This window comes from Nocardioides piscis (genome assembly GCF_011300215.1).
In the GTDB taxonomy this organism is placed as follows: Bacteria; Actinomycetota; Actinomycetes; order Propionibacteriales; family Nocardioidaceae; genus Nocardioides; species Nocardioides piscis.
In genome coordinates this window covers 1,809,198-1,832,494 of the sequence record NZ_CP049866.1, presented here as the reverse complement: position 1 = coordinate 1,832,494, position 23,297 = coordinate 1,809,198, and the positions used below count along the sequence as shown (strand labels likewise).

The 23,297-nt window shown below is 71.2% G+C and carries 17 protein-coding genes; 13 read left to right on the top strand and 4 right to left on the bottom strand.

Translation table 11 applies throughout. The features are described 5' to 3' along the window. The first annotated feature begins 6 nt into the window (after positions 1 to 6). The 5 genes from G7071_RS09005 to G7071_RS08990 all read left to right on the top strand — a co-directional run bounded on the left by G7071_RS09005 (position 7) and on the right by G7071_RS08990 (position 7,759). The gene (locus G7071_RS09005; protein ID WP_166317619.1) at positions 7 to 1,032 is read left to right on the top strand and encodes an ABC transporter ATP-binding protein; all 1,026 of its coding nucleotides are present in this window, start codon (positions 7 to 9) and stop codon (positions 1,030 to 1,032) included. A 46-nt stretch (positions 1,033 to 1,078) separates the two neighbouring features. Beyond that, positions 1,079 to 3,577 carry an AMP-binding protein gene (locus G7071_RS09000; RefSeq protein WP_166317617.1) on the top strand — a complete coding sequence of 833 codons (2,499 nt, stop codon included), beginning with the start codon at positions 1,079 to 1,081 and terminating at the stop codon, positions 3,575 to 3,577. A gap of 72 nt (positions 3,578 to 3,649) precedes the next feature. Next, positions 3,650 to 5,440, top strand: coding sequence for an acetyl/propionyl/methylcrotonyl-CoA carboxylase subunit alpha (locus G7071_RS08995; protein ID WP_166317614.1), 1,791 nt, complete (start codon positions 3,650 to 3,652; stop codon positions 5,438 to 5,440). Between the two features lie 58 nt (positions 5,441 to 5,498). Beyond that, a complete protein-coding gene (locus G7071_RS18685; RefSeq protein ID WP_206062958.1) occupies positions 5,499 to 6,107 on the top strand; it encodes a TetR/AcrR family transcriptional regulator in 609 nt (202 codons plus the stop codon). Continuing rightward, positions 6,104 to 7,759 (top strand): FAD-binding dehydrogenase, encoded by a 1,656-nt coding sequence (locus tag G7071_RS08990; protein WP_206062957.1) that lies wholly within the window; start codon positions 6,104 to 6,106, stop codon positions 7,757 to 7,759. Before G7071_RS18685 ends, G7071_RS08990 begins: the two co-directional genes overlap by 4 nt. Here G7071_RS08990 and G7071_RS08985 read toward each other — a convergent pair. Beyond that, positions 7,739 to 8,974, bottom strand: coding sequence for a SpoIID/LytB domain-containing protein (locus G7071_RS08985; RefSeq protein ID WP_166317611.1), 1,236 nt, complete (start codon positions 8,972 to 8,974; stop codon positions 7,739 to 7,741). The genes G7071_RS08990 and G7071_RS08985 overlap by 21 nt on opposite strands. Positions 8,975 to 9,100: 126 nt before the next feature. On the opposite strand from G7071_RS08985, the gene G7071_RS08980 reads away from it, so the two are divergent. Together G7071_RS08980 and G7071_RS08975 are read left to right on the top strand one after the other, a co-directional pair. After that, positions 9,101 to 9,397: an antibiotic biosynthesis monooxygenase family protein gene (locus G7071_RS08980; protein WP_166317609.1), complete on the top strand. Its 297-nt coding sequence runs from the start codon at positions 9,101 to 9,103 to the stop codon at positions 9,395 to 9,397. 177 nt (positions 9,398 to 9,574) lie between these two features. Next, entirely contained in the window at positions 9,575 to 10,345 is a 771-nt protein-coding gene (locus G7071_RS08975; RefSeq protein ID WP_166317606.1) for a hypothetical protein, read from the top strand. Positions 10,346 to 10,349: 4 nt separating this feature from the next. Here the strand turns inward: G7071_RS08975 and G7071_RS08970 are convergent, their stop codons facing one another. Both G7071_RS08970 and lpdA read right to left on the bottom strand, forming a co-directional pair. Beyond that, positions 10,350 to 11,762, bottom strand: a complete 1,413-nt coding sequence (locus G7071_RS08970) for an NAD(P)H-quinone dehydrogenase (RefSeq protein ID WP_166317604.1) — start codon at positions 11,760 to 11,762, stop codon at positions 10,350 to 10,352. A 1-nt stretch (position 11,763) separates the two neighbouring features. After that, positions 11,764 to 13,170 (bottom strand): dihydrolipoyl dehydrogenase, encoded by a 1,407-nt coding sequence (gene lpdA, locus G7071_RS08965; RefSeq protein ID WP_166317601.1) that lies wholly within the window; start codon positions 13,168 to 13,170, stop codon positions 11,764 to 11,766. Between the two features lie 45 nt (positions 13,171 to 13,215). On the opposite strand from lpdA, the gene G7071_RS08960 reads away from it, so the two are divergent. Continuing rightward, positions 13,216 to 13,668 carry a gamma-glutamylcyclotransferase family protein gene (locus G7071_RS08960; protein WP_166317598.1) on the top strand — a complete coding sequence of 151 codons (453 nt, stop codon included), beginning with the start codon at positions 13,216 to 13,218 and terminating at the stop codon, positions 13,666 to 13,668. A gap of 4 nt (positions 13,669 to 13,672) precedes the next feature. On the opposite strand, the gene G7071_RS08955 is transcribed toward G7071_RS08960, so the two are convergent. Further along, positions 13,673 to 15,973, bottom strand: a complete 2,301-nt coding sequence (locus G7071_RS08955) for a PD40 domain-containing protein (RefSeq protein WP_206062956.1) — start codon at positions 15,971 to 15,973, stop codon at positions 13,673 to 13,675. A 107-nt stretch (positions 15,974 to 16,080) separates the two neighbouring features. On the opposite strand from G7071_RS08955, the gene G7071_RS08950 reads away from it, so the two are divergent. The 5 genes from G7071_RS08950 (at position 16,081) to G7071_RS08930 (ending at position 23,271) form a co-directional block, all read left to right on the top strand. Next, positions 16,081 to 18,870 carry an AfsR/SARP family transcriptional regulator gene (locus tag G7071_RS08950; protein ID WP_166317592.1) on the top strand — a complete coding sequence of 930 codons (2,790 nt, stop codon included), beginning with the start codon at positions 16,081 to 16,083 and terminating at the stop codon, positions 18,868 to 18,870. Positions 18,871 to 18,976: 106 nt separating this feature from the next. Further along, complete coding sequence (locus tag G7071_RS08945; RefSeq protein ID WP_246210591.1) at positions 18,977 to 19,783, top strand: purine-nucleoside phosphorylase; 807 nt, start codon at positions 18,977 to 18,979, stop codon at positions 19,781 to 19,783. A 10-nt stretch (positions 19,784 to 19,793) separates the two neighbouring features. Beyond that, the gene (locus G7071_RS08940; protein WP_166317584.1) at positions 19,794 to 20,600 is read left to right on the top strand and encodes an NAD-dependent epimerase/dehydratase family protein; all 807 of its coding nucleotides are present in this window, start codon (positions 19,794 to 19,796) and stop codon (positions 20,598 to 20,600) included. 7 nt (positions 20,601 to 20,607) lie between these two features. Continuing rightward, the gene (locus G7071_RS08935) at positions 20,608 to 22,425 is read left to right on the top strand and encodes a helix-turn-helix domain-containing protein (protein WP_166317581.1); all 1,818 of its coding nucleotides are present in this window, start codon (positions 20,608 to 20,610) and stop codon (positions 22,423 to 22,425) included. Between the two features lie 78 nt (positions 22,426 to 22,503). Beyond that, the gene (locus G7071_RS08930; protein WP_166317578.1) at positions 22,504 to 23,271 is read left to right on the top strand and encodes a 3-hydroxybutyrate dehydrogenase; all 768 of its coding nucleotides are present in this window, start codon (positions 22,504 to 22,506) and stop codon (positions 23,269 to 23,271) included. The last annotated feature ends 26 nt before the right edge of the window (positions 23,272 to 23,297 follow it).

The following is a 23,297-nucleotide window of genomic DNA, read 5'->3' as shown; positions in this document are numbered from 1 at the left end:
CGCACCATGAGCCGGGTGACGCTGCGCGGCGTCAGCCGCAGCTTCGGCTCCGTCCACGCCGTCGACGGCGTCGACCTCGACGTCCAGCAGGGATCCCTGACGGCCGTGCTGGGCCCGTCCGGCTGCGGCAAGACCACGCTGCTCCGGCTCGTCGCCGGGTTCCTGACGCCCCAGGCCGGCACCATCGCCTTCGACGACCGGGTGGTGGCCGGCGAGGGTCGCTCCATCGCCCCGCAGGAGCGCCGGGTGGGATATGTCCCGCAGGAGGGTGCCCTGTTCCCCCACCTCGATGTCGCTGCCAACATCGCATTCGGCCTGCCGCGGGCGGAGCGCTCGGGCGGTCGGGTCGCCGAGATGCTCGACCTGGTGGAGCTGCCCGCCTCCTTCGCCCGCCGTTCGGCCCACGAGCTCTCCGGGGGGCAGCAGCAGCGGGTCGCGCTGGCGCGAGCGCTGGCGCCGCGGCCGTCGGTCGTGCTGCTCGACGAGCCCTTCTCCTCGCTCGACGCCTCGCTGCGGATCAGCACCGGCCGGGCCGTGGCTCGTGCGCTGCGTGCCGCCGGGGCGACTGCCCTGCTGGTGACCCACGACCAGGACGAGGCGCTCTCGCTCTCCGACCAGGTCGCGGTGATGCGAGCGGGTCGCCTGGTCCAGGCCGCCGACCCGCGCGACCTCTACCGCTTCCCGGTCGACGACGAGGTGGCCCGGTTCGTCGGGGGTGCGGCGATCCTGGCGGCGACCGTGACCGGCGGCGTCGCGACGTGCGCGCTGGGAAGCGCTCCCGTCCACGCCGACGTCGCCGACGGGGCGGTGCGGGTCGTCGTACGCCCCGAGCAGCTGGCCCTGGTCCACGAGGGTGCGCCGGCGCGGGTCGTCGACGTGTCCTTCTACGGGCACGACGCGGCCGTGCAGCTCGAGCTGCCCGACGGTCAACGCGTGGTGGCGCGCGGCCCGGGGCTGGACGCGCCCCAGGCGGGCAGCGAGGTCAGGATCGCCATCCAGGGCGCGGTGCACTGCCTGCCATCCGGTCTGTGACGCGAGACAACTTTGAAGTAGGTAAGGCTTACCTTACAGTTCTTGGGTGACCCTTCTGCTCCAGCCCGCGGAGACCACCGCTCCCCGGGTCCTCGACCTCGCCGCCCACGGCACGCGGGTCGCACTGCGCACGGCCACCGAGGTCGTGACGTATGCCGAGCTCAGCGGTCGGGTGGACGACGTGGCAGCGCGGCTGGGCAGCACCCGCCGGCTCGTGCTGGTCGAGGGAGCCACCGGCATCGAGCCGCTGGTGACCTATCTCGCCGCGCTCACCCACGGTCACGTCGTGCTGCTGTCTGCTCCCGGAGCCCCGGCCGACAACCTCCTGACCGCCTGGGATCCCGACGTGGTGGCCAGTGCCGGCGACCTCGTCGAACGGCGCGAAGGGTCCGCTCACGACCTGCACCCCGACCTCGCGCTGCTGATGAGCACCTCGGGCACGACCGGGGCCCCGAAGCTGGTCCGGCTCTCCCACGACAACCTGCTGAGCAACGCCGCGAGCATCGCCGACTATCTCGCCCTGACCCCGCAGGACGTCGCGATCACCTCGCTCCCGATGCACTACTGCTACGGCCTCTCCGTCGTGCACAGCCACCTGCTCGTCGGCGCCGGCCTGGTGCTCACCGACCTCTCCGTGGTCGACGAGTGCTTCTGGCGGCTGGCCAGCGAGTCGGGCGCGACCTCGTTCGCCGGTGTGCCCTACACCTTCGAGCTCCTGGAGCAGTCCGGGTTCGACCCCTCGCACGTCCCGACCCTGCGCTACGTCACCCAGGCCGGCGGACGGATGGACCCCACCCGCGTGCGGGAGTGGGCGACCCGCGGCCGCCGAGCGGGATGGGACCTGGTCGTGATGTACGGCCAGACCGAGGCCACCGCGCGGATGGCGTGGCTGCCCCCGGAGCTGGTGGCTGAGCGGCCCTCGAGCATCGGCCGGGCGGTGCCGGGGGGCGCGCTCCGCCTCGAGCCCGTCGCCGGAGCCGAGCCCGGCGTCGGCGAGCTCGTCTACACCGGGCCCAACGTGATGATGGGGTATGCCGACACGGCAGCCGACCTCGGCCGCGGACCCGAGCTGACCGAGCTGCGCACGGGCGACCTCGCCCGCGAGGTCGACGGCCTCTGGGAAGTCGTCGGCCGCTCCGGGCGCCAGGTGAAGCTCTTCGGCCTGCGCCTCGACCTGGACCACCTCGAGCGACTCGTCGGCGACGGGGCAGAGGTCCGTTGCGTCGTCGTCGACCAGACCCTCCACGCCTTCACGACCCGCCGACGGACGAGCGAGCGCCTCCGGCAAACGCTGATGGCGGCGAGCGGCCTGCCCCCGGTCGCGATCCGGGTCGTCGTCATGGAGGCGCTCCCCCGCACCAGCAGCGGCAAGCCCGACCTGGCCGCCCTCTCCAGCCATGCTCGCGCCCTCGCCCTCGCCGAGGCGGAGACCGCCGGCGCCGGTCCGGCGAGCCCCGAGGCGTTGCGCGCCGACTTCGCGGCGGTCCTCGGCCGCAGCGACGTCGGCCTGGGCGACACCTTCGTCGGCCTCGGCGGCGACTCCCTGTCCTACGTCGAGCTCGCGACCCGGCTCGGACGGCGGCTCGGCGACGTGCCGGCCGACTGGCACACCCGTCCGATCGGCGACCTGGCCGCAGCCACGCCTGCACCACGTCGGGGAGTGCCGCTCGACACCACCGTCGTGCTGCGAGCCGCAGCCATCGTGGCGATCGTCGCCTCCCATGCCGGACTCGTCACCGTCCTGGGCGGGGCACACCTGTTGCTGGCCGTGGCCGGCCACAACTTCGCGCGCTTCCAGCTGTCCAGGTCGACCCGGCCCGACCGCCTGCGCCACGGACTGGCGTCGCTGACGCAGGTGGCGCTGCCTGCCGCCGTGTGGATCGGTGTCGTCGGGCTCGTGGCCGGCACCTATGACCCGGCCACGGCCCTCTTCCTGAACGGTCTCGTGGGCAGCGACGCCTGGACGGACCAGTCGCAGTTCTGGTTCCTCGAGGCACTGGTGTGGACCACGGCGGTTGCGCTGCTGTTCCTCGCGGTCCCAGCCCTGGACCGGCTGGAGCGGCGAGCGCCATACGCCCTCGCGATCGGGCTGGTGCTCGCTGCCCTGGCCGTGCGTTTCGCCTGGGTCGGCCTGGAGGCCGGGCCGATGCAGCGCTACCGCGTGGGGGTCGTGGCGCTGTGGTTCGTCCTCGGGTGGGCGACGGCGCGGGCCGCGAGCCCGGCGCGGCGGTGGACGGTGGTGCTCCTGGCCGCGGTCGGCACCGTCGGCTTCTTCGGCGACCCGTGGCGCGAGGCGCTCATCGTGGGCGGCATCGCACTGATGGTCCATGTCGGGTCGGTCCGGGTCCCCCGCCGCCTCGTCGTGCCGATCTCGACGCTGGCGTCCGCGTCGCTGTTCATCTACCTCACCCACTGGCAGGTCTATCCGCACCTCGAGCCGACCTCCCCGCCGGCCGCCACCATCGCCTCGCTGGGCGTCGGAGCGGCCGTGTGGTGGCTCGCCCGGCCGGCACTGCGCCGGGTCGCCCGAGCGTTCCACGGTTGAGCAGACGCGGGTCACCGACCGGGATCCGACCACTGGCACGGACGCGCTTCCCTGAGCGATACGCTGCGCTGCGTGCCTGAGACGACGCCGCTGAAGAAGGTCCTGATCGCCAACCGGGGCGAGATCGCCGTTCGCGTGATCCGCGCCTGCAAGGATGCCGGCATCGGCAGCGTCGCGCTCTATGCCGACCCCGACCGGGATGCCCAGTTCGTCCGGTTGGCCGACGAGGCCCACGCCCTCGAAGGCGCGACCCCGGCCGAGACCTATCTCGACATCGCCAAGATCATCGCGGTCGCGGAGAAGTCCGGCGCCGACTCCGTCCACCCGGGCTACGGCTTCCTGGCCGAGAACGCCGAGTTCGCCCAGGCCGTCATCGACGCCGGGCTGATCTGGATCGGCCCGCCCCCCGCTGCGATCGAGTCCCTCGGCGACAAGGCCAAGGCCAAGCACATCGCCCAGAAGGCCAACGCCCCGCTCGCGCCCGGCCTCCCGGACGCCGTCAAGGACGCCGACGAGATCGTCGAGTTCGCTCGCGCCCACGGCCTGCCCGTTGCGATCAAGGCCGTCTTCGGCGGCGGTGGCCGCGGCCTCAAGGTCGCCCGCACGCTCGAGGAGATCCCCGAGCTCTATGAGTCGGCCGTCCGTGAGGCCGTCGGCGCCTTCGGCCGCGGCGAGTGCCTGGTGGAGAAGTTCCTCGACCGGCCGCGCCACGTCGAGACCCAGTGCCTGGCCGACCAGCACGGCAACGTCGTGGTCGTCTCCACCCGCGACTGCTCGCTGCAGCGTCGCCACCAGAAGCTGGTCGAGGAGGCGCCCGCGCCGTTCCTCACCGACGACCAGGTCGCCAAGCTCTACGAGTCCTCCAAGGCGATCCTCACCGAAGCCGGCTACGTCGGCGCCGGGACGTGCGAGTTCCTCGTGGCAGCCGACGGCACCATCTCCTTCCTCGAGGTCAACACCCGCCTCCAGGTCGAGCACTGCGTCTCCGAGGAGGTCACCGGCATCGACCTGGTGCGCGAGATGTTCCGCATCGCCGCCGGCGAGGAGCTCGGCTTCAGCGACCCCGAGATCATCGGCCACTCGATCGAGTTCCGGATCAATGCCGAGGACGGCGGCCGCAACTTCATGCCCGCCCCCGGCACCCTGACCGAGTGGCACCCGCCGCAGGGACCCGGCGTCCGCCTCGACGGCGGCTACAACAAGGGCGAGACCATCCCGGGCAACTTCGACTCGCTGATCGCCAAGCTGATCGTCACCGGCCGCGACCGCACCCAGGCCCTCGAGCGCTCGCGTCGCGCGCTCGACGAGTTCGTCGTCGACGGCATGCCGACCGTCATCCCCTTCCACGCCGCGGTCGTCAGCGACCCGGCCTTCGTGGGGGCGTCCACGCCGTCGGGTGAGGGTGACTTCACCGTCTACACCACCTGGATCGAGACCGACTTCGACAACCAGATCGAGCCCTACTCCGGCGACACCGCCGAGGACGAGGAGCCTGTCGAGCGCCAGCGCGTGACCGTCGAGGTCGGCGGGCGTCGGCTCGAGGTCGTGCTGCCGACGGGCCTCGGTGGCCTGTCGACCGGCGGCGCCGCGGCCGGTGGCGCCAAGAAGCCCAAGCGCTCGGCCAAGAAGGCCGGCGCCGCCGCATCGGGCGACTCGGTCACCTCGCCCATGCAGGGCACCATCGTCAAGGTCACCGTCACCGAGGGCCAGGAGGTCGCCGAGGGCGACGTCATCGTGGTGCTCGAGGCGATGAAGATGGAGCAGCCCCTCAAGGCCCACAAGGCCGGCACCGTGACCGGCCTCGAGGCCGAGGTCGGCGCAACGGTCACCAACGGCGCCGTGATCTGCGAGCTCAAGGACTGATCCACGGCAATTCCTAGTTAGAGAGCGACCGCTCTCTAACTAGTGTTACGGTTGTCCCATGCCGCCCCGCCGAAGCCAGGCCGAGCGCCGTGACGAGACCGTCGCACGGCTGCTCGACGCCACCGAGACCGTGATGGCCTCCGTGGGCTATTCCCGCACCACGGTCGCCGCCATCTGCGCTGAGGCCGGCCTCAGCCAGGGGGCACTCTTCCGCCACTTCCCGAGCCGTCGAGCCCTGCTCGTCGCCACCGCCGAAAGAGTGGCTGCGCGCCAGACCGACGAGTTCGCCCGGGAGTTCACCGACGTCGACCCGAGCCGCTACACCGTCTATGCCGCGCTGCTCGCCCTGCGCCGCCTGGTGCGCTCGCAGTCCAACCAGGTCTGGCACGAGCTCATCGGCGCCGCCCGCACCGACGCCGACCTGCGCGCCGAGCTCGGCCCGGCGCTGCGCGACTACCACCGCCGTACGGCGATCGCCGCCCACTCCTTCGCCGGGGACCTCTGGACCGAGGAGTTCCAGGGCGTGCTGCGCATCATCATCAACTACCTCGACGGCGAAGCCGCCGTCGCCAGGGTCCTGCCCGACCAGGAACGCGACGACGCGACGCTGCGTCTGCTCGCCGAGCTTGCCCGCCCCACCTTCAACCCACGGGAGCACCAGAAGTGAAGCCAGATGTCATCGTCGTCGGAGCCGGTATCGCCGGACTCGTCGCGACCCACGAGCTCGTCAAGGCCGGCAAGCGGGTCCTGCTGCTCGACCAGGAGAACCGCAACAACCTCGGCGGTCAGGCGTTCTGGTCCCTCGGGGGCCTGTTCTTCGTCGACTCGCCCGAGCAGCGACGCATGGGGATCAAGGACTCGCCGGAGCTCGCCATGCAGGACTGGCTCGGCTCCGCGGGCTTCGACCGCCTCGACGACGAGGACAAGTGGGGCGCCCGCTGGGCCAAGGCCTACGTCGAGTGGGCGGCCTCCGGCAAGCGCGACTACCTCGCCGACCTGGGACTCGGAGTCCTGCCCCTCGTCGGCTGGGCCGAGCGCGGCGGCACGGCCGAGGGTCACGGCAACTCGGTCCCCCGCTTCCACCTGACCTGGGGCACCGGCCCCGAGGTGGTGCGCGTGTTCGCCGAGCCCGTGCTGGCCGGCGAGGCCTCCGGATTCGTCGAGCTCGGGTTCCGTCACCGGGTCGACGAGCTCATCGTCGAGGACGGTGCCGTCGTGGGTGTTCGCGGCGCGATCCTCGCACCCGACGACGACCTCGAGCGCGGCAAGAAGTCTTCGCGCGAGGAGGTCGACTCCTTCGAGCTGCGGGCTCCAGCGGTGATCGTCAGCAGCGGTGGCATCGGCCACAACTACGAGCTGATCCGCAAGCACTGGCCCACCGAACGACTCGGCCCGGCGCCCGAGCACCTGATCGCCGGGGTGCCCGCCCACGTCGACGGGCGCATGCTCCAGATCAGCGAGGACGCCGGAGCGGCCATCGTGAACCGCGACCGGCTGTGGGCCTACACCGAGGGCATTCACAACTGGGACCCGATCTGGCCCGACCACGCCATCCGCATCCTGCCCGGCCCGTCGTCGCTGTGGCTCGACGCAGAAGGCAAGCGCCTGCCCGCTCCCAACTTCCCGGGCTTCGACACGATGTCGAGCATGCGCGAGATCCTGGCGACCGGCTACGACTACTCGTGGTTCGTGCTGACCCAGAAGGTCATCGAGAAGGAGTTCGCACTCTCCGGGTCGGAGCAGAACCCCGACATCACCGGCAAGGACGTCAAGTTCCTGCTCAAGAGCCGGCTCGCCAAGGGTGCTCCCGGCCCGGTGGAGGCCTTCAAGCAGCACGGTGAGGACTTCGTGGTCGCCGACACGATCGAGGAGCTGGTCGTGGGGATGAACGAGATCGCCCGCGGGCCCAAGCTCGACGTCGACGACCTCCGTGAGCTGGTCACCGCCCGAGACCGCGAGCTCGACAACTCCTACTCCAAGGACCTGCAGCTGATGGCGATCGCCAACGCGCGGCGTTCACGCACCGACAAGCTCGTCCGGGTGGCCAAGCCGCACGCGTTCCTCGACCCCGACAACGGCCCACTCATCGCCGTACGCCTCAACATCCTGACCCGCAAGACCCTCGGCGGCATCCAGACCGACCTCGACTCGCGGGTGCTGGGCGAGTCGGGCGACCCCGTCCCGGGCCTGTATGCCGCCGGCGAGGTCGCCGGCTTCGGGGGCGGCGGGGTCCACGGCTACAACGCGCTCGAGGGGACCTTCCTCGGCGGCTGCATCTTCTCCGGCAGGGCAGCCGGGCTAGCGGTCGCGCGCGGCTGAGTTGCGGGCCTGCAGCGGCGCGACGCTGAACGTGAACCACGAGGACTTCAGACCCATGAGGCTCCGCAGCGTGTCGCCGCTCAGGGCCACCCTGCTCCTCGAGCCGACGAGGGTCATGTCCTCGACCCGGCCGCCCCAGTCGCCGTTGCCGTCGCGCTCCACGACCTCGATCGAGGTCAGGTCGCCGATCTGGGGATAGTGCTTCTCGAAGTCACGATCCGAGAGGGTGACGGCCCAGGTGTGGTTGGTGTTGCCGCTCCAGCCGTCGTAGGGGTCCTCCTTCGCGACCAGATAGGGCACCGATCCTGCCGAGCTGAAGCCGCCGTTGCTCGAGGAGAACTGGGTGAAGGCAGGCTCGCCCTCGTAGAAGAGACCCTGCCTGGCGGTGTCCTGGATCGCCTGGGTGGCGGCCGGGTGTTCGACGTCGAAGCCGCCGTAGACCTGGCAGGCCGTGGTGTCGCAGATCTGGTAGTGCGAGCCGCGTCGGTCGGCGCGCTCCTTGGCGGCATAGGTCCGCGCGGCCACCGACTGTGCCCGGACCGCGTCAGCGCTCCACAGCGCCGGGATCTCCAGCGGCACGACCCCGCGCAGGTAGGACTCGAGGCTGAGGACGTTGACGGTGTCGCGGGCGGCACCGCCTGGGGTGACGAGAGCCGACCGGAGACGGCCCCGGTAGGTCTTCGGCCCGGCCGGGGTCCGCAACGTCAGCTTGTTGTTGGCCGACGAGAACTGACCGCTGCCACGGAATGCCTTCCACGTCCGCCAGGACCCGGACTTGCGGAACTGCAGCTGGCTGCGACCGCCGGACAGGCCGTTGATCCGCCACTGCTTGGCACCGTTGGCCGGCAGCGTCCAGGTCTTGCGGGGCGCGAGCCGGGTGACCTTGAGCCCTGATCGCGCTGACACGGCAACGTCGTCGCTCGTGTCGCCGGTGATCCACACCTTGATCGAGCCCCGATGCTCCCCCCATGAGGTGCCCGGGTAGTAGAAGTCGATGATCTGCTGCCACGTCAGCCCGGCCCGGGCGGCCCCCTCGGCGCCGTACTGCGACATGCCGTGACCGTGGCCGTAGCCGTGGCCCGTGAGCGTGATCGTGCTCGGCCCGGCGACAGCGTAGGCCTCACCGGCCCGACTCGCACTGGCTGACGGGCTCATCGAGGTGGCCACCAGCAGGGCCAGGACGACGGCGAGCCAGGGTTGGACGAGACGGCGCATACGAAGGGTCTTCCGTGGTCTGTGGGTCTGTTGTGACAGACGTGACCATCGATGAGAACACGCCGCTGACACAGCCACAACCGGATGGCGGGAACTACAAGCGTGTAGTTGTGCCACCATCCTCGGGTGATCCTCGAACACGCGCTCCTGCCCGTCGTCGCCGGCCGAGAGACCGAGTTCGAGGAGGCGTTCGCCCAGGCCAAGGAGATCGTCGCCGCGGTGCCCGGCTTCGCCGGTCTGACGCTGTCGCGGTGCCTGGAGCGGCCGTCGGGCTACCTCCTGCTGGTGCAGTGGGAGCGGCTCGAGGACCACACCGAGGGGTTCCGGGGCTCACCCGGCTATCAGCAGTGGCGTGCCCTGCTCCACCACTTCTACGAGCCGTTCCCGGTGGTCGAGCACTTCACGACCGTGCTCACGGCGTGATGTCACGAAATGGACGTCCGTCAGGCAGATCGCAACCTGACTGACGTCAGTCAGCTTCAGAAAAGGCCAGCGGCAGCGGCTGGCAGACCACGTCGATCGGGCCTATCTTGGTGCTGTCCCGGGGTGCGTGCTCGACGCTGGGCGGACCTGGGCGACGTGCGAACTTGGTGAGACCCAATGCCTAGATTCTCGATCGGCAAGTCGCGGCGAGAGGCCCGGCTCGCCGCCCTCGATGCGTTCCGGCACTCGCGCCGCGCTGTCAACGAGGACGTCACCACCTTCGGCGAGGAGCTCGCCGAGCTCCACGTGGAGACACTGGCCACCCCACTCGACGAGGGCATGCGCCAGGACTACCAGCGCGCGCTGGACGCCTACGAGGCCGCGAAGGACCGGCTTGCCAGGGCTGAGGTCGCAGACGACGTCAGCGCGGTCACCCGAGCCCTTGCCGAAGGCCGCTTCGCCCATGCGTGCGTCCTGGCAGCACGCGACGCGCGCCCCCGCCCGACCCGTCACGAGCCCTGCTTCTTCGACCCCGCCCATGGCCCTGCGGAGCGCGACGTCGAGTGGGCGCCCCCGGGTGGGGTCCCGCGCAGCCTCCCCGTCTGCTTCCGCGACTTCGAGCGACTGACGATCGGCGACGAGCCTGACGCCCGGCTGGTGCCACTCGGCAACCGTCGCGTCCCGTGGTTCGCCTCCGGTCCGCTCTACGCACCCTGGGCGGCGGGGTGGTACGACGACTACATCCACGACGGCCGGATGGAACCCGCGCGGCTCACGATGGTCTATGCAGCCGCCGGCATGGCCGGGACGGCAGCGGGGACCTGGTCGGACCCGGGGAGCTGGGACGGCGGCGGCTTCAGCGGCGGCCACTTCGGCGGCACTGTCGGTGACTTCGGCGGCGATGGCGGCGGGGGCGGCGGGGGCGGCGCCGACGGCGGCGGCTTCTGAGCCGTCAGGACTCCACGCGGTGCAGTCGACGGGCCGCCTCGGCGATCGAGCCGCTCATCGACGGATAGACCGTGAACGCCTGGGCTAGCTGATCGGCGGTGAGCGACTCAGCGACCGCGATCGAGACCGGGTGGATCAGCTCGGACGCGCGTGGACCGACCACGACCCCGCCCACCACGATCCCGGTGCCAGGGCGGATGAAGAGCTTCACGAACCCGTCGCGCACACCCTGCATCTTGGCCCGCGCGTTGCCGGCCAACGGCAGCGTCACCACGGTCGCGTTGATCTCGCCGGCGTCGACCGCCTGCTGCGACCAGCCGACCGTGGCGATCTCGGGCGCGGTGAAGACGTTGGACGAGACCTTCTTCAGGTCGAGGGGGGCCACGGCGTCGCCGAGGAAGTGCCACATCGCGATCCGCCCCTGCATGGCCGCGACGGAGGCGAGCATCAGCACGCCGGTGCAGTCGCCGGCGGCGTACACCCCACGCGCTGAGGTGCGGGAGACGCGGTCGACCTTGACGAAGCCACCGTCGTCGGTGACGACGCCAGCGTCCTCCAGCCCGAGATCGGCGGTGTTGGGGACCGACCCCAGGGCCAGGATGCAGTGGGAGCCGGTGACCTCGCGGCCGTCGGTGAGACGAACGGTCACGACGTCGCCCTCGCGCGTCACCGACTCCATCCGCGACTTCGACAAGACCTCCATGCCGCGTCGGGTCGCGACCTCCTCCAGCACGGCGCTGGCGTCTGCGTCTTCGCCGGGCAGCACCCGGTCGCGGGAGCTGACGAGCGTGACGGGGATGCCGAGGGCGAGGTAGGCACTGGCGAACTCCGCGCCGGTGACGCCTGACCCGACGACGATCAGCTTCTCCGGCACGTCGGTCAGGTCATAGACCTGCTCCCAGGTGAGGATCCGCTCGCCGTCGGGCACTGCGGTGGGCAGCACCCGCGGCGCCGCGCCGGTGGCGATCAGGATCGCGTCGGCCTTGATCGTCTCCTCGGTGCCGTCGGCGGCCGTTGCGACCACGGTGAGGTCGGGCGCCAGCCGCCCCCTCCCGTGCACCAACCGGACGCCGTCGCGGTCGAGCCGGGCCGCGATGTCGCTGGACTGGTCGGCGGCCAGCTGCTTGACGCGCGCGTTGACCTTGCCGAGGTCGACGCGCAACGTCGTCGCCACATCGCCCTCGTGGTCGGAGAAGTCGATCCCGAGCTCGGCGGAGTCGGCGACCTCCGTCATCAGCTCGGCCGTCGCGATCAGGGTCTTGCTCGGCACACAGTCGGTCAGGACCGCCGAGCCGCCGACCCCGTCGGTGTCGACGACCGTCACCTCGGCGCCGAGCTGGGCCGCGACGTGGGCGGCTTCATAGCCACCGGGGCCACCGCCGATGATGACGACGCGGTCCTTCGTGCCGGCGGCCATGTCAGAGATTGATCATGTGGCCGGTGATGCCGTGCACGGCTTCCTTGACGGCCTCGGTCAGGGTCGGGTGGGCGAAGACGTTGCGAGCGACCTCGTCGGCGGTGAGGTCCCACTGCTGGGCCAGGGTCAGGACCGGCAGCAGCTCGGTGACGTCGGGGCCGATCATGTGGGCGCCGAGGATCTCGTTGTGCTCGGCGTCGGCGACGACCTTGACGAACCCGACCGCCTCGCCCAGGCCCATCGCCTTGCCGTTGGCGGTGAACGGGAAGGTGGCCGTCTTGACGTCGTATCCCTTGTCCTTGGCCTGCGCCTCGGAATAGCCAAAGGAACCGATCTGCGGCATGCAGTAGGTCGCACGCGGGACCATGTCGTAGTTGACCGGCATGGTCTCGGCGCCGCTGATCGTCTCGGCCGCGACGATGCCCATCGCTTCCGCGACGTGGGCGAGCATCATCTTGCCGGTGCAGTCGCCGATGGCATAGACACCCTCGACGTTGGTGCGCATGTAGTCGTCGATCTCGATCGCCCCGCGCTCGGAGATCTTCACCCCGATCTTGTCCAGGCCGTAGCCCTCGACCCGCGGAGCGAAGCCGAAGGCGGCGAGGAACTTGCCGGCCTCGAGCACCTGCTCGTCGCCGTCGCCGGACGCGGGCGCGACGGTCACCTTGACGCCCGAGCCGGTGTCCTCGACGTTCTTGACCGCGGTCGAGGTGAGCACCTTCACGCCGAGCTTCTTGTAGTGCTTGGCCAGCTCCTTGGAGACGTCGGCGTCCTCGGTGGGGACCATCCGGTCGAGGAACTCCACGATCGTCACGTCGACGCCGAAGTTGGCCATGACATAGGCGAACTCCACCCCGATCGCACCGGAGCCACCGATGATGATCGACTCGGGGAGCTGGTCGGTGAGGATCTGCTCCTCATAGGTCACGACGTTGTCCGACAGCTCGACACCGGGGACGAGGCGCACGGTCGCGCCGGCCGCCACGATCAGGTTGTCGCAGGTGTATGCCGTCGTGTTGCCGTCCTTGTCCTTGACCTCGACCTCGGTGGGGCTGGTGATCGTGCCCCACCCGTCGATCTCGGTGATCTTGTTCTTCTTCATCAGGAAGTGGACGCCCTTGACGATCCCCGCGCTGACCTTGCGCGAGCGCTCGTGGGTGGGACCGAACGACATCGTGGCGTCGCCCTCGATGCCGAACTTGGCCTTCTCGTGCTGGAGCGTGTGGGCCAGCTCAGCGTTCTTCAGCAGCGCCTTGGAGGGGATGCAGCCGACGTTGAGACAGACACCGCCCCAATACTTCTCCTCGATCACGGCGACCTTCTGGCCGAGCTGGGAGGCGCGGATGGCGGCGACGTAGCCACCGGGGCCGGCGCCGAGGACGAGGGTGTCGAAGTGCGTGTCGCTCACGCCGCCCACCCTAGCCCTCGGCCGCACCCTCGCTACCCTTGCCCCGTGACGCTCTACGCCGCCTACGGGACCAACCTGGACCCGGCACGAATGGGCGAGCGTTGCCCGCACTCTCCGCTGCGCGGCACCGGCTGGTTGACCGGCTGGCGCCTGACCTTCGGCGGCGAGCACCACGGCTGGGACGGATCGCTGGCCACGATCGTGCAGGACCCCCTCGAGCAGGTCTTCGTGGCCGTCTATGACGTGACGCCCGAGGACGCCGGCCTGCTCGACGGCTGGGAGTCCGCCGACACCGGTCTCTATCGCCGGACCCGCGTGCGGGTGGCCACCATGGCCGGTGAGGTGGTCGCCTGGGCCTACGTCCTCGACGCCTACGAGGGCGGGTTGCCCAGCGCCTCCTACCTCGGCGTGCTCGCCGACGCAGCCGAGGCAGCGGACGCCCCCGTCGACTACGTCGCTGCCCTGCGCCGGCGAGCCTGCCGATCCACGGGCCTGTGATCGATCAGCGCCGGACCCGGAACTTCTCGACCGCCCGGGAGCCCTCGATCCCCTCCGAGCCCAGGAACCGCACCGTCACCTTGTAGGCACCGCGCGGCAGCTTGGGGAGCCTGACCGCCGCCGTACCGCCCGTGATCGTCGCCGTGCTGGAGATCTTCTTGCTGCCGGTGACTGCCCGGAGCAGGACCTTGGCCTTCCCGTCGATGCCGTCGATGCTGCCGAGGCTCGCGGCGCCGGTGACCTGCACCTTGAGCCGACCGCCGCGCGTGGTGGTCGGCACCTTCGTCAGCACCGCCTTCGTCACTGTCGACATCTGGGCCGCGGTGGTGGTCGTGGTGGTGGTCGTGGCGGTGGGACCGGTGGTCGGGGTCGCCGTGGGCGGCGTCGTGGGGGTCGCCGTCGCGGGGGGCGGCGGTGACACCACGGTCCAGGCCGCGGTCACGGGCGTGAGGTCGACGCGTCCGACCGGATCGATGGCGCGGGCCCTGAACTGGTGCGCGCCCAGGCCGAGGGACGTGTGGACCACCGGCGACGAGCACGGCATGAACGCCGCGCCGTCCAGGCTGCACTCCAGGGTCGAGCCGGGCTCGTTGGAGGCGACGGTGATGCTCACGCCGGTGGCTGTCGTCTCGCCCGACGGTGCTCCGGAGAGCGTGGTCTCGGGAGCGGTCGAGTCCTCCTGCCAGTCCGGCTCGATGTCGTGGCTGGTGGCCGTGTCGACGAACGAGCCCCCGGATCCGTTGGACGACATCACGGCCACGTTGCGATCGGTGCCGGCCGTGCCGATGTAGGCGATCTTGGTGCCGTCAGGGGAGAACACCGGGTCGGTGGCCGAGCGCGAGCTGTCGGTCGACACGCGGGTCATCGCGGACCCGTCGGGCTTGATCGTCCACACGGCCGGCAGTCCTCCGGCGTTGGGCAGGAACGTGTGGGTGTAGGCGATCCGGCCGTCCGGGGTCCACGACGGAGAGTCGTCGTGACCCTGGTAGGGCAACCCGGCGTACTGGCCGTAGGGCGTGAGGTTCTTGACGGCGCCCCCGGTCGGTGACATCACGTAGATGTTGCGGTCGGTGTCACCCGTGCGGGCGCTCACGAAGGCAATCAGGCCCTGCGGCGCGCCACCCAGCGGCTCCGACCAGGTCGGGTCGGTGTCGGGGAACGTGTTGTCGGTGAGCTGCGTGGCCGCTCCGCTGCCGTCCGCGGCCCGCACCATGATCTCCTGGTCGGCCCCGACGCCCCTGGCGGAATAGACGAGCCGCGTCCCGTCGGGTGACCAGTCGGGCGTCTGCTCGACCTCGGCGGTGTCGGTGATCCGGCGCTTGCCGGTGCCGTCGATGTCCATCGTCCACACGTCGCCGCCGTGGATGTAGGCGAGCCTGGTGCCGTCGGGCGAGACGGCCGGGTGCGTGTTGGCGCCGTCATGGGTGAGCCGGGCCAGCCTCGAGCCGTCGGGGTTCATCGAGAACAGCTCCATCCCGCCGGCCCGGTCGCTCTGGAAGAAGATGCGTCCCGTCACGGGTCCCGGGATCGGGGTCGGGGTCGGAGTGGGGGTGGGCGTCGGGGTCGGGGTCGGGGTGGGCGTCGGAGTCGGCGTCGGAGTCGGAGTCGGGGTGGGCGTCGGAGTCGGAGTCGGAGTCGGAGTCGGCGTCGGAGTCGGAGTCGGGGCCGCTCCGATCTCGACGGGGCCTGACACGGGCCTGAGGATGGGGTTGTCGTTGCCGTCGACGATCCGGACGGGAAGGGTGAAGGTCTTGATGCCGGGCGCAGCGGCGACCACCGGCACCTGGATCTCGTAGCCGACGCCCGTCGGGATCTTCCACGTCCCGCCGTCCGACTTCCCCAGCCCCACCGTGCCTCCGCTCTCAGGAGCCGAGGTCGTGGTCGGGCAGAGGCTGGTCTCCGGGGTCGGGCTCGCGGTCCCGCCCGAATAGGTCCACTTCGTGCACCGGATCGGGTTGGTGGACGAGATCGCCACGCTGATGCCGCTCGGGAGCGTCAGGTCAGGTCGCATCGACTGGTCGGCGCACGGATAGGGGTTGCCCACAGCCCCGACCTCGATCCCGACATAGAACACCTCCCCGGCGCGCGGTGGCTTCGCGTCGTCGTAGTGCACGGACGCGACCGCTCCTGCGCCGGTCTCGCGATAGGGGGTGCCCCACACGACGCTCTCGCAGTTGTAGACCGAGGTGAACAACGGGACTCCGTCGTGACGGGTGACCCCGGCCTGGGCGGGTGTGCCCGTGAGCAGGACGACGCTCGTGGCGAGGGTGAGGGTGCCGGCGGCGGCGATGGTCTTGCTGGACATGGCGACTCCAGGAAAGGGGTGGGTTGCGACGTCAGCAGGCTGGGCCAGAGCGCTCAACAATCGCTCAATCGGTTCCTTGAGCGGCGCGGCTGAGGCAGAGTTTCCCCATGTCACCTCCCCTGCGCTTCCAGGCGCTCGGTCCGCTCGAGGTCCGGCGAGGAGACGAGCTGGTGGACCTCGGCGCGGCCAGGCCGAGGCTCGTGCTGGCCATGCTCCTGGCGGCTGCCCCGGACGCCGTCCCGGTCGAGCGCCTCAGCGAGGAGATCTGGCCCGGTGGTGGGCCAGCCGATCCCCTCCGCAACCTGCAGGTTCACGTCTCCGCGTTGCGCCGAGCGCTGGGAGACCAAGCCGGGACCCTCGTCACCGTCGGTCGGGCCTACCGGCTCGACCTGGCCGCGAGCTCCTTCGACGTCGACGAGTTCTCGGCCCTTGCCGCGAAGGCCCACGACCTCCTGCTCGCCGGGCACAGGGAGGAGTCGTTGCGGGCCTGCGACCTGGCGCTGGACCTGTGGCGCGGCGAGGCCTGGCAGGACGTCCGCGAGCTGCGGGCGATCGATGCCCTCGCCCACAGGCTGGACTCGGTGAGGGTGGACGTGTCGGCCCGGCGCGCCGAGGTGCTGCTCTCCCTGGGGTGCCACCGCGACCTCGTCGCGGACCTCGAGGCCCTGGTCGCCGCCCACCCGCTGCGAGAGGACCTGCGTGGCCACCTGATGCTCGCGCTGCACCGCTCCGGGCGGCAGTCGGAGGCGCTCGCGACCTACGCCGCCGGCCGGGCCAGGCTCGTCGCCGAGACCGGCCTCGAGCCCGGCGTCGAGCTCCAGGGGCTCCACATGGGCGTGCTTGCCGACGATCCGAGCCTGCGCCTCGACGACGCCGACCTCAGGGCACGACGCCACCTGCCTGCTGCGGCCACCCAGCTCATCGGGCGACGGGTCGAGGTCACCGAGCTGGTGTCCCAGCTGGGCGCCGGTGCTCGTCTGGTCACCCTCACCGGACCCGGTGGGGTCGGCAAGACCCGGACGTCGATGCAGGCTGCGCACGAGTATGCGGCCTCGTGCGCCGACGGGGTCTGGTTCGTCGACCTCGCCAGCCTGGTCGATCCCGAGCTCGTGCCGCAGGCCGTGGCGGAGTCGCTGGGGATCGACGCGCTGGGCGACGACTTCCTCGCCCCCTTGTTGTCGCACCTGGCGAAGAGACGGCTCCTGCTCGTCATCGACAACTTCGAGCAGGTCCTGGGTGCGGCGGCGTTCCTCGCGTCCGTCCTGACCGCCGCACCAGGCGTGCAGGTGATCGTCACCAGCCGGATCCCGCTGCAGATCTATGGCGAACGGGTCCACGCCATCGACCCGCTTCCCGACGCCGACGCGGTCAAGCTCTTCTGCGAGCGTGCCACCGCCGCGGACCACCGGTTCGACACCTCACGGACCGAGGCCATCAGTCGGCTCTGCGCCGCCGTCGACAACCTCCCCCTGGCCATCGAGCTCGTCGCCGCCCGGGTGGGCGAGATGACCTTCGACGAGCTCGTGGCCCCCACCGAGATGCGGCTGGACCTCGCGGCCAGCGGCCCTCGGGAGCGGCCGGACCGGCAACGCGCGTTGCGCGCTAGCATCGACTGGAGCGTCAACCTGCTGGCGCCTGACGACCAACGGGCGTTCCGCTCGCTCGCCGTGTTCGCGGGCGGGTTCCAGGCGGCTGCCGCCGAGGAGGTCTGCACCGTGTCTCGAGACCAGCTCATGACCCTGGTCCGGGCCAGTCTCGTCGTCCGGGACGAAGCACGCTTCGGCTTCTTGGAGACCATCCGGGAGCACGCCCTCGAACAGCTCACCGCCGACCCCGACGAGGGCGCCGTCCGGGATCGGCACGCCGACCAGCTCGTGGCCCTCGCCGACCAGATCCGTGCCGGGATGGCCGGCACAGAGGCGACCGCGCTGATGGCGCGGCTGACCCAGGAACGAGCCAACCTCCGGGCCGCGCTGGAGCACCTGGAGCGCACCGGACGCTTCGACGACCTCCTGCGACTCGCCACCGCCCTCACCGTGTTCTGGTATCGCGTCACTCCGGCCAGCCCGGACGTCGAGTGGGCCGAACGCGCCCTGGCCCTGGCACCGCACGCCGACCCGCACCTGCGGGCACGGGCGATGTACGGCCTGGCCATCTGCCGCGGCGAACAGGGACGCAGCGACCTGAGCAACCCGCTCCTCGAGCGGAGCCGAGCCCTGTTCCAGGAGTCCGGCGACGAGCACTGGGCCGCCCGTGCCCTCAACAGCCTGGCGGGCGCGCTGCGCGACCTCGGACGCACAGCAGAGGCGGTCTCGCTCATGGACGAGTCCATCGCCCTGCGCCGCCGCCTGGACAACCCCGACCTCGACATCTCGATCACCCTCCAGAACCGGGGGCTGGCAGCCCTCGACCAGCGCGACTTCACCGTCGCGAGAGGTTGTCTGGCCGAGTGTCGCGCCCTGGCCGGTGACGAGCGTGTCCGCGCAGAAGCCGACCTGCTGCTGGCAGACCTCGAGCTGGAGGAGGGAAACCTCGCCGAGGCTCGACGGCTCCTGCTCGAGGCAGTCCCGGTCCTGGAGCGGCACGGCGTCGACTACCGCCGGATCGAGGCCCTGGACACCTTGGCGTTCCTCGCGATCCGGATGGACCGCCTCGAGGAGGCCGCCGTGCTCGTCGCGGCCGCCGACCGCGCGATGGCGATCGACGGCACCACCCAGGTGCCCGCCGACGCTGCGCTGCGGGAGCGCCGCGTCGGCGTCCCGCTGGCCGCCTTCGACGACCGGGCCAGGGACCGGGCTGCCGGCGTCGGCGGCCGGCTCGACCTCGACCAGGCACTCGACCGGGGGATGTCGCTGCTCTGCCGCGACGACCTGCCTGTTCCAGGCGAAGGTCAGTGACAAGCTGGTCGGATGACCGGAGCCGAGCCGGCACCGTGTGGCGGGGCAGCCCTCTCGGGGGCTGCCCTGCTGTCTGTCGTGACCGATGCCACCTACAGTTCGAGGCGTGACCGACCAGCACCCCGACACCCAGGCCCTCGCCGCTGCCGCCGCCGCTGAGCTCCAGGCACTCACCGGGGTGGAGTCCCACGACGTGGCGCTCGTGCTCGGCTCCGGGTGGCTGCCGGCCGTCGACGCCCTCGGCACGCCCACGGCAGAGATCGACAGCACCGACCTCCCCGGCTTCCACGCCGCCGCGGTGGCCGGTCACCGCGGCCGGATCCGCAGCATCCGGGTCGGCGACAAGCAGGTCCTGGTCTTCCTCAGCCGGACCCACTTCTATGAGGGCAAGGGGGTCGCGGCCGTCGTCCACCCGGTCCGGACGGCCGCCGCCGCGGGCTGTCGCGCCCTCGTCCTCACCAACGGGTGCGGCGGCCTCAAGCAGGGCTGGACCCCGGGCCAGCCGGTCCTGATCTCCGACCACATCAACCTGACCGCCACCAGCCCCCTCGTGGGCGCCACCTTCGTCGACCTCACCGAGGTCTACTCCCCGCGGCTGCGCGCCCTGTGCAAGGAGATCGATCCCGGTCTCGACGAGGGCGTCTATGTCCAGGTCACCGGACCCCACTACGAGACGCCTGCCGAGATCGGCATGGTCCGAGCGATCGGTGGCGACCTCGTCGGGATGAGCACGGCACTGGAGGCCATCGCCGCTCGTGCTGCCGGGCTCGAGGTGCTGGGGATCAGCCTGGTGACCAATCTCGCCGCCGGGATGAGCGGCGAGCCGCTCGACCACTCCGAGGTGCTCGAGGCCGGCAAGGCCGCCGCCAGCCGGATGGGCGGCCTGCTCGGCCAGCTCGTCCCGCGGATCTGAGAGGCACGCGATGCGCGTCCTGGTGACCGGAGCAGCCGGCTCGATCGGTCGCACCGTGACGATCGGCCTGTGCGAGCGCGGTCACGAGGTGGTGGGCCTCGACCTCGTGCCGGAGCCCGAGGGGTTCACCGGGGCCTGGCACACGGCCGACTGCGCCGACCCTGACGCCGTCCGCGCCGTGTTCACCGAGGAGCGGCTCGATGGGGTCGTCCACCTGGCCGGGGTCCCGGACGAGCGCTCACTGCCCGACGAGCTCACTTCCCACGTCATCACCACCGCTGCGCTGCTCGACCAGATGGTGAGCCACCGGATCACACGCATCGTCTATGCCTCCTCCAACCACGCCGTCGGGCGAACACCGCGGCCGAGCAGCAGTGACCCCGTCTCCGACCAGGCGCTCCCCCGCCCCGACACCTTCTACGGCGTCGCCAAGGTCGCCGCCGAGGCGCTGCTCCGGTTGTATGCCGACCGCCACTCGCTCGACGTCATCACCTGCCGGATCGGATCGTTCCTCGACGAGCCCACCACCGCGCGAGCCTTGTCGACGTGGCTCTCCCCTGCTGACTGCGTCCGAATGGTCGAGGCGGCGCTGCTCGCGCCCTCTCCCGGGTTCGCTGTCCTCTACGGCATCAGCAAGAACACCCGGGCCTGGTGGGACCTCGAGCCGGGCCGGCGACTGGGCTACGAGCCGCAGGACGACGCCGAGGCGTTCGCCGACCGCATCCCGGCGCGGGACGAGGACGACGAGGAGGCAGCCCACGTGGGTGGGCCCTTCGTCACCGAGCAGTTCCATCGACCCGCGCTCGACCCCGAGTGAGTCGCACATGCCCGACAACGGCGAGCAGAGCTTCGTCGAGCTTCTCTACACCGGCGCCCCGCGGGCAGAGTTCGACCGACTCGTGGCGGAGCGTCCGGAGACTGCGGGCGAGTACGACGTCGCGCTCCGCCTGCGCGAGCTGATCGCTCGCCACCGGGCTCGTGAGGCCGAGCTGTCCGCCCTCTACGAGACCGCCCACGACCTCACGGCCATCAGGGACCTGGACGAGGTCCTCAGTGCGATCGTGCGCCGGGCACGCCAGCTCCTGGGCGCCGACATGACCTACCTCTCGCTCAACGACGAGGTGGAGGGCGCCTCCTACATGAAGGTCACGGCCGGCGCGCTGACCCGCGAGTTCCAGGACCTCCGGCTCCCGCTCGGCACCGGCCTGCTGGGGCTGGTCGCCCAGACCGGCGCCCCCTACTTCACCGAGGACTACCAGGCCGACGAGCGATTCGTGCACCGCGGCTACATCGACGACGCAGTGGCCGGGGAGCGGATCCGGGCGATCCTCGGCGTGCCCCTCCTGGTCGAGGGGAGGGTCATCGGGGCACTGCTTGCCGTCCACCGCACGGTCCGGCGCTTTCCTCCGGACGAGGTCTCGTTGTTGATGTCCTTCGCCGCGCACGCATCGGTGGCGCTGGAGAACGCGCGCCTGTTCGCCCGGCTCGACGAGGCCAACCGCACGATGGCTGCCCATGCCGCGTCGGTCGAGGCGGCAGCCATGGCACACGAGCAGATGACGGGCCTCCTCCTGGCGGGTGGCGGCGTCGCCGAGGTGGTCGATGTCCTGGCTCACGTGCTCAGGGGCAAGGTGGCTGCCTGGAACCCCGCAGGCACCCTGCTTGCTGGCGTCGACGTGGAGCCCAGCGCGCGACCGGCGATCCTCGCGGCTGCTTCCGGGTCTGCGCGCTCGGCGCACACAGCGCACGTCGACGGCGCCTGGGTGGCGGCCGCGGTGGCGGCCGGTGAGCACGTGGCGACCCTGGTCCTCCACGGTGGCGGTCGTGCGCTCGACCCGGTCGAGCAGCGCACGCTCGAGCGCGGGGCGCTGGTGACGGCCCTGGTGCTCGTGTTCGCCCACAGCGTCGCGGAGGCCAGCGAGCGCCTGGGCACGCAGCTGCTCGTGGATCTCGTCGAGGGCCGCGAGACCGACCCGGACCGGCTCCGCGAACGGGCCCGGCGCCACGCGTTCGACACCGACGCCGCGCTCGCGATCGCGACCGCCGTGGTGGACCATGACGACCGGGCGCCTGCCGCCCGGGCAGCGTCCGGGGTTGCGATGCAGAACGACGGGATCTCCGCGGCCCACCACGGCGACGTGCTCGTCCTGGCACCGACGACCGACCCGCTTGCGCTGGGGCGGGCCCTGCGCTCGGCCCTCGGCCGGAGCGCCACCGTCGGGGTCGCAGCCACGACCGTGGGCGAGGTGCCGGCGGCATACGCAGCGTCGCGGCGAGCGGCTGTGGCTCTTCGCGCCCTCGGTCGGACCGGTGAGGTCGCCTCCGAGTCCACCCTCGGGATGGCCGGACTGCTCCTGGGCGATGCCACCCCGGGGGCCGTCTCGGACTACCTCGAGGCCACCCTCGGGCCGGTCCTCGAGCACGACGCCCGCAGAGGAACGGCCCTGCTGCCCACGCTTGCCGCCTGGTTCGACCATGCCGGGGCCCTGGTCCCCACCGCCGAGGCCCTGCACGTGCACCCCAACACCGTCCGGCAGCGGCTCGCCCGGATCGGGGAGCTGCTCGGGCAGGGCTGGCGTGATCCGGCCCGGGCGCTGGAGATCCACGTGGCGATCAAGCTTCGACTGCTCCAGGATGTGTGACGTCCCCACATCCGACATCGCCAACTGTGGCGACGTGAGCCATAGGAACCCACCCTGCCGAGGCCTACGTTGTGGCGCATGCCTGAGAGCCATGTCACACCCCTGACCGGGCGGACCGCTGTCGTGACCGGAGGCGCCAGCGGCATCGGCGCCGCCACCGCCACCCGCCTGGCCGACGCCGGCGCCAGCATCATCGTCGTCGACCGCGACGCCGCCGGTGCCGCACGCATCGCCGACCTGGTGGGCGGCAAGTCCCTGACACTCGACCTGAGTGACAGCGACGCCATCATCGACGCCCTGGTCGGGGTGGACGCCGACATCCTCGTCAACAACGCCGGCATCCAGCACGTGGCCCCCATCGAGGACTTCGACCCCGGGACGTTCGCCACCATCCACGCGATCATGCTCCAGGCGCCGTTCCTCCTGGCGCGTGCACTCCTGCCCGGGATGTATGCGCGCGGCTGGGGTCGACTGGTCCACATCTCCAGCGTCCACGGACACCGCGCGTCGGCCTACAAGAGCGCCTACGTCAGCGCGAAGCACGGGCTCGAGGGCCTCTCCAAGGTGATCGCCCTGGAGGGCGCCGAGCACGGCGTCACGAGCAACACCGTCTGCCCCGGCTACGTGCGGACCCCACTCGTCGAGGGCCAGATCGCCGACCAGGCCAGCACCCATGGCATCCCCGAGGACGAGGTCGTCGAGAAGGTCCTGCTCGAGCGCTCCGCCCTCAAGAGGCTCGTCGAGCCCGCCGAGGTCGCAGAGGTCGTCAACTTCCTGTGCACCGACGCCGCCCGGTCGATCACCGGCTCCTCCCACCTGATGGACGGCGGCTGGACCGCCGCCTGATCCCCCCGATTCCCGCGCCACCCCCG

Coding starts and splice junctions, on each gene's coding strand:
- G7071_RS09005 (WP_166317619.1), top strand. CDS start 7: ATGAGCCGGGTGACGCTGCGCGGCGTCAGCCGCAGCTTCGGCTCCGTC.
- G7071_RS18685 (WP_206062958.1), top strand. CDS start 5,499: ATGCCGCCCCGCCGAAGCCAGGCCGAGCGCCGTGACGAGACCGTCGCA.
- G7071_RS08985 (WP_166317611.1), bottom strand. CDS start 8,974: ATGCGCCGTCTCGTCCAACCCTGGCTCGCCGTCGTCCTGGCCCTGCTG.
- G7071_RS08975 (WP_166317606.1), top strand. CDS start 9,575: ATGCCTAGATTCTCGATCGGCAAGTCGCGGCGAGAGGCCCGGCTCGCC.
- G7071_RS08970 (WP_166317604.1), bottom strand. CDS start 11,762: ATGGCCGCCGGCACGAAGGACCGCGTCGTCATCATCGGCGGTGGCCCC.
- G7071_RS08955 (WP_206062956.1), bottom strand. CDS start 15,973: ATGTCCAGCAAGACCATCGCCGCCGCCGGCACCCTCACCCTCGCCACG.
- G7071_RS08950 (WP_166317592.1), top strand. CDS start 16,081: ATGTCACCTCCCCTGCGCTTCCAGGCGCTCGGTCCGCTCGAGGTCCGG.
- G7071_RS08940 (WP_166317584.1), top strand. CDS start 19,794: ATGCGCGTCCTGGTGACCGGAGCAGCCGGCTCGATCGGTCGCACCGTG.
- G7071_RS08935 (WP_166317581.1), top strand. CDS start 20,608: ATGCCCGACAACGGCGAGCAGAGCTTCGTCGAGCTTCTCTACACCGGC.
- G7071_RS08930 (WP_166317578.1), top strand. CDS start 22,504: ATGCCTGAGAGCCATGTCACACCCCTGACCGGGCGGACCGCTGTCGTG.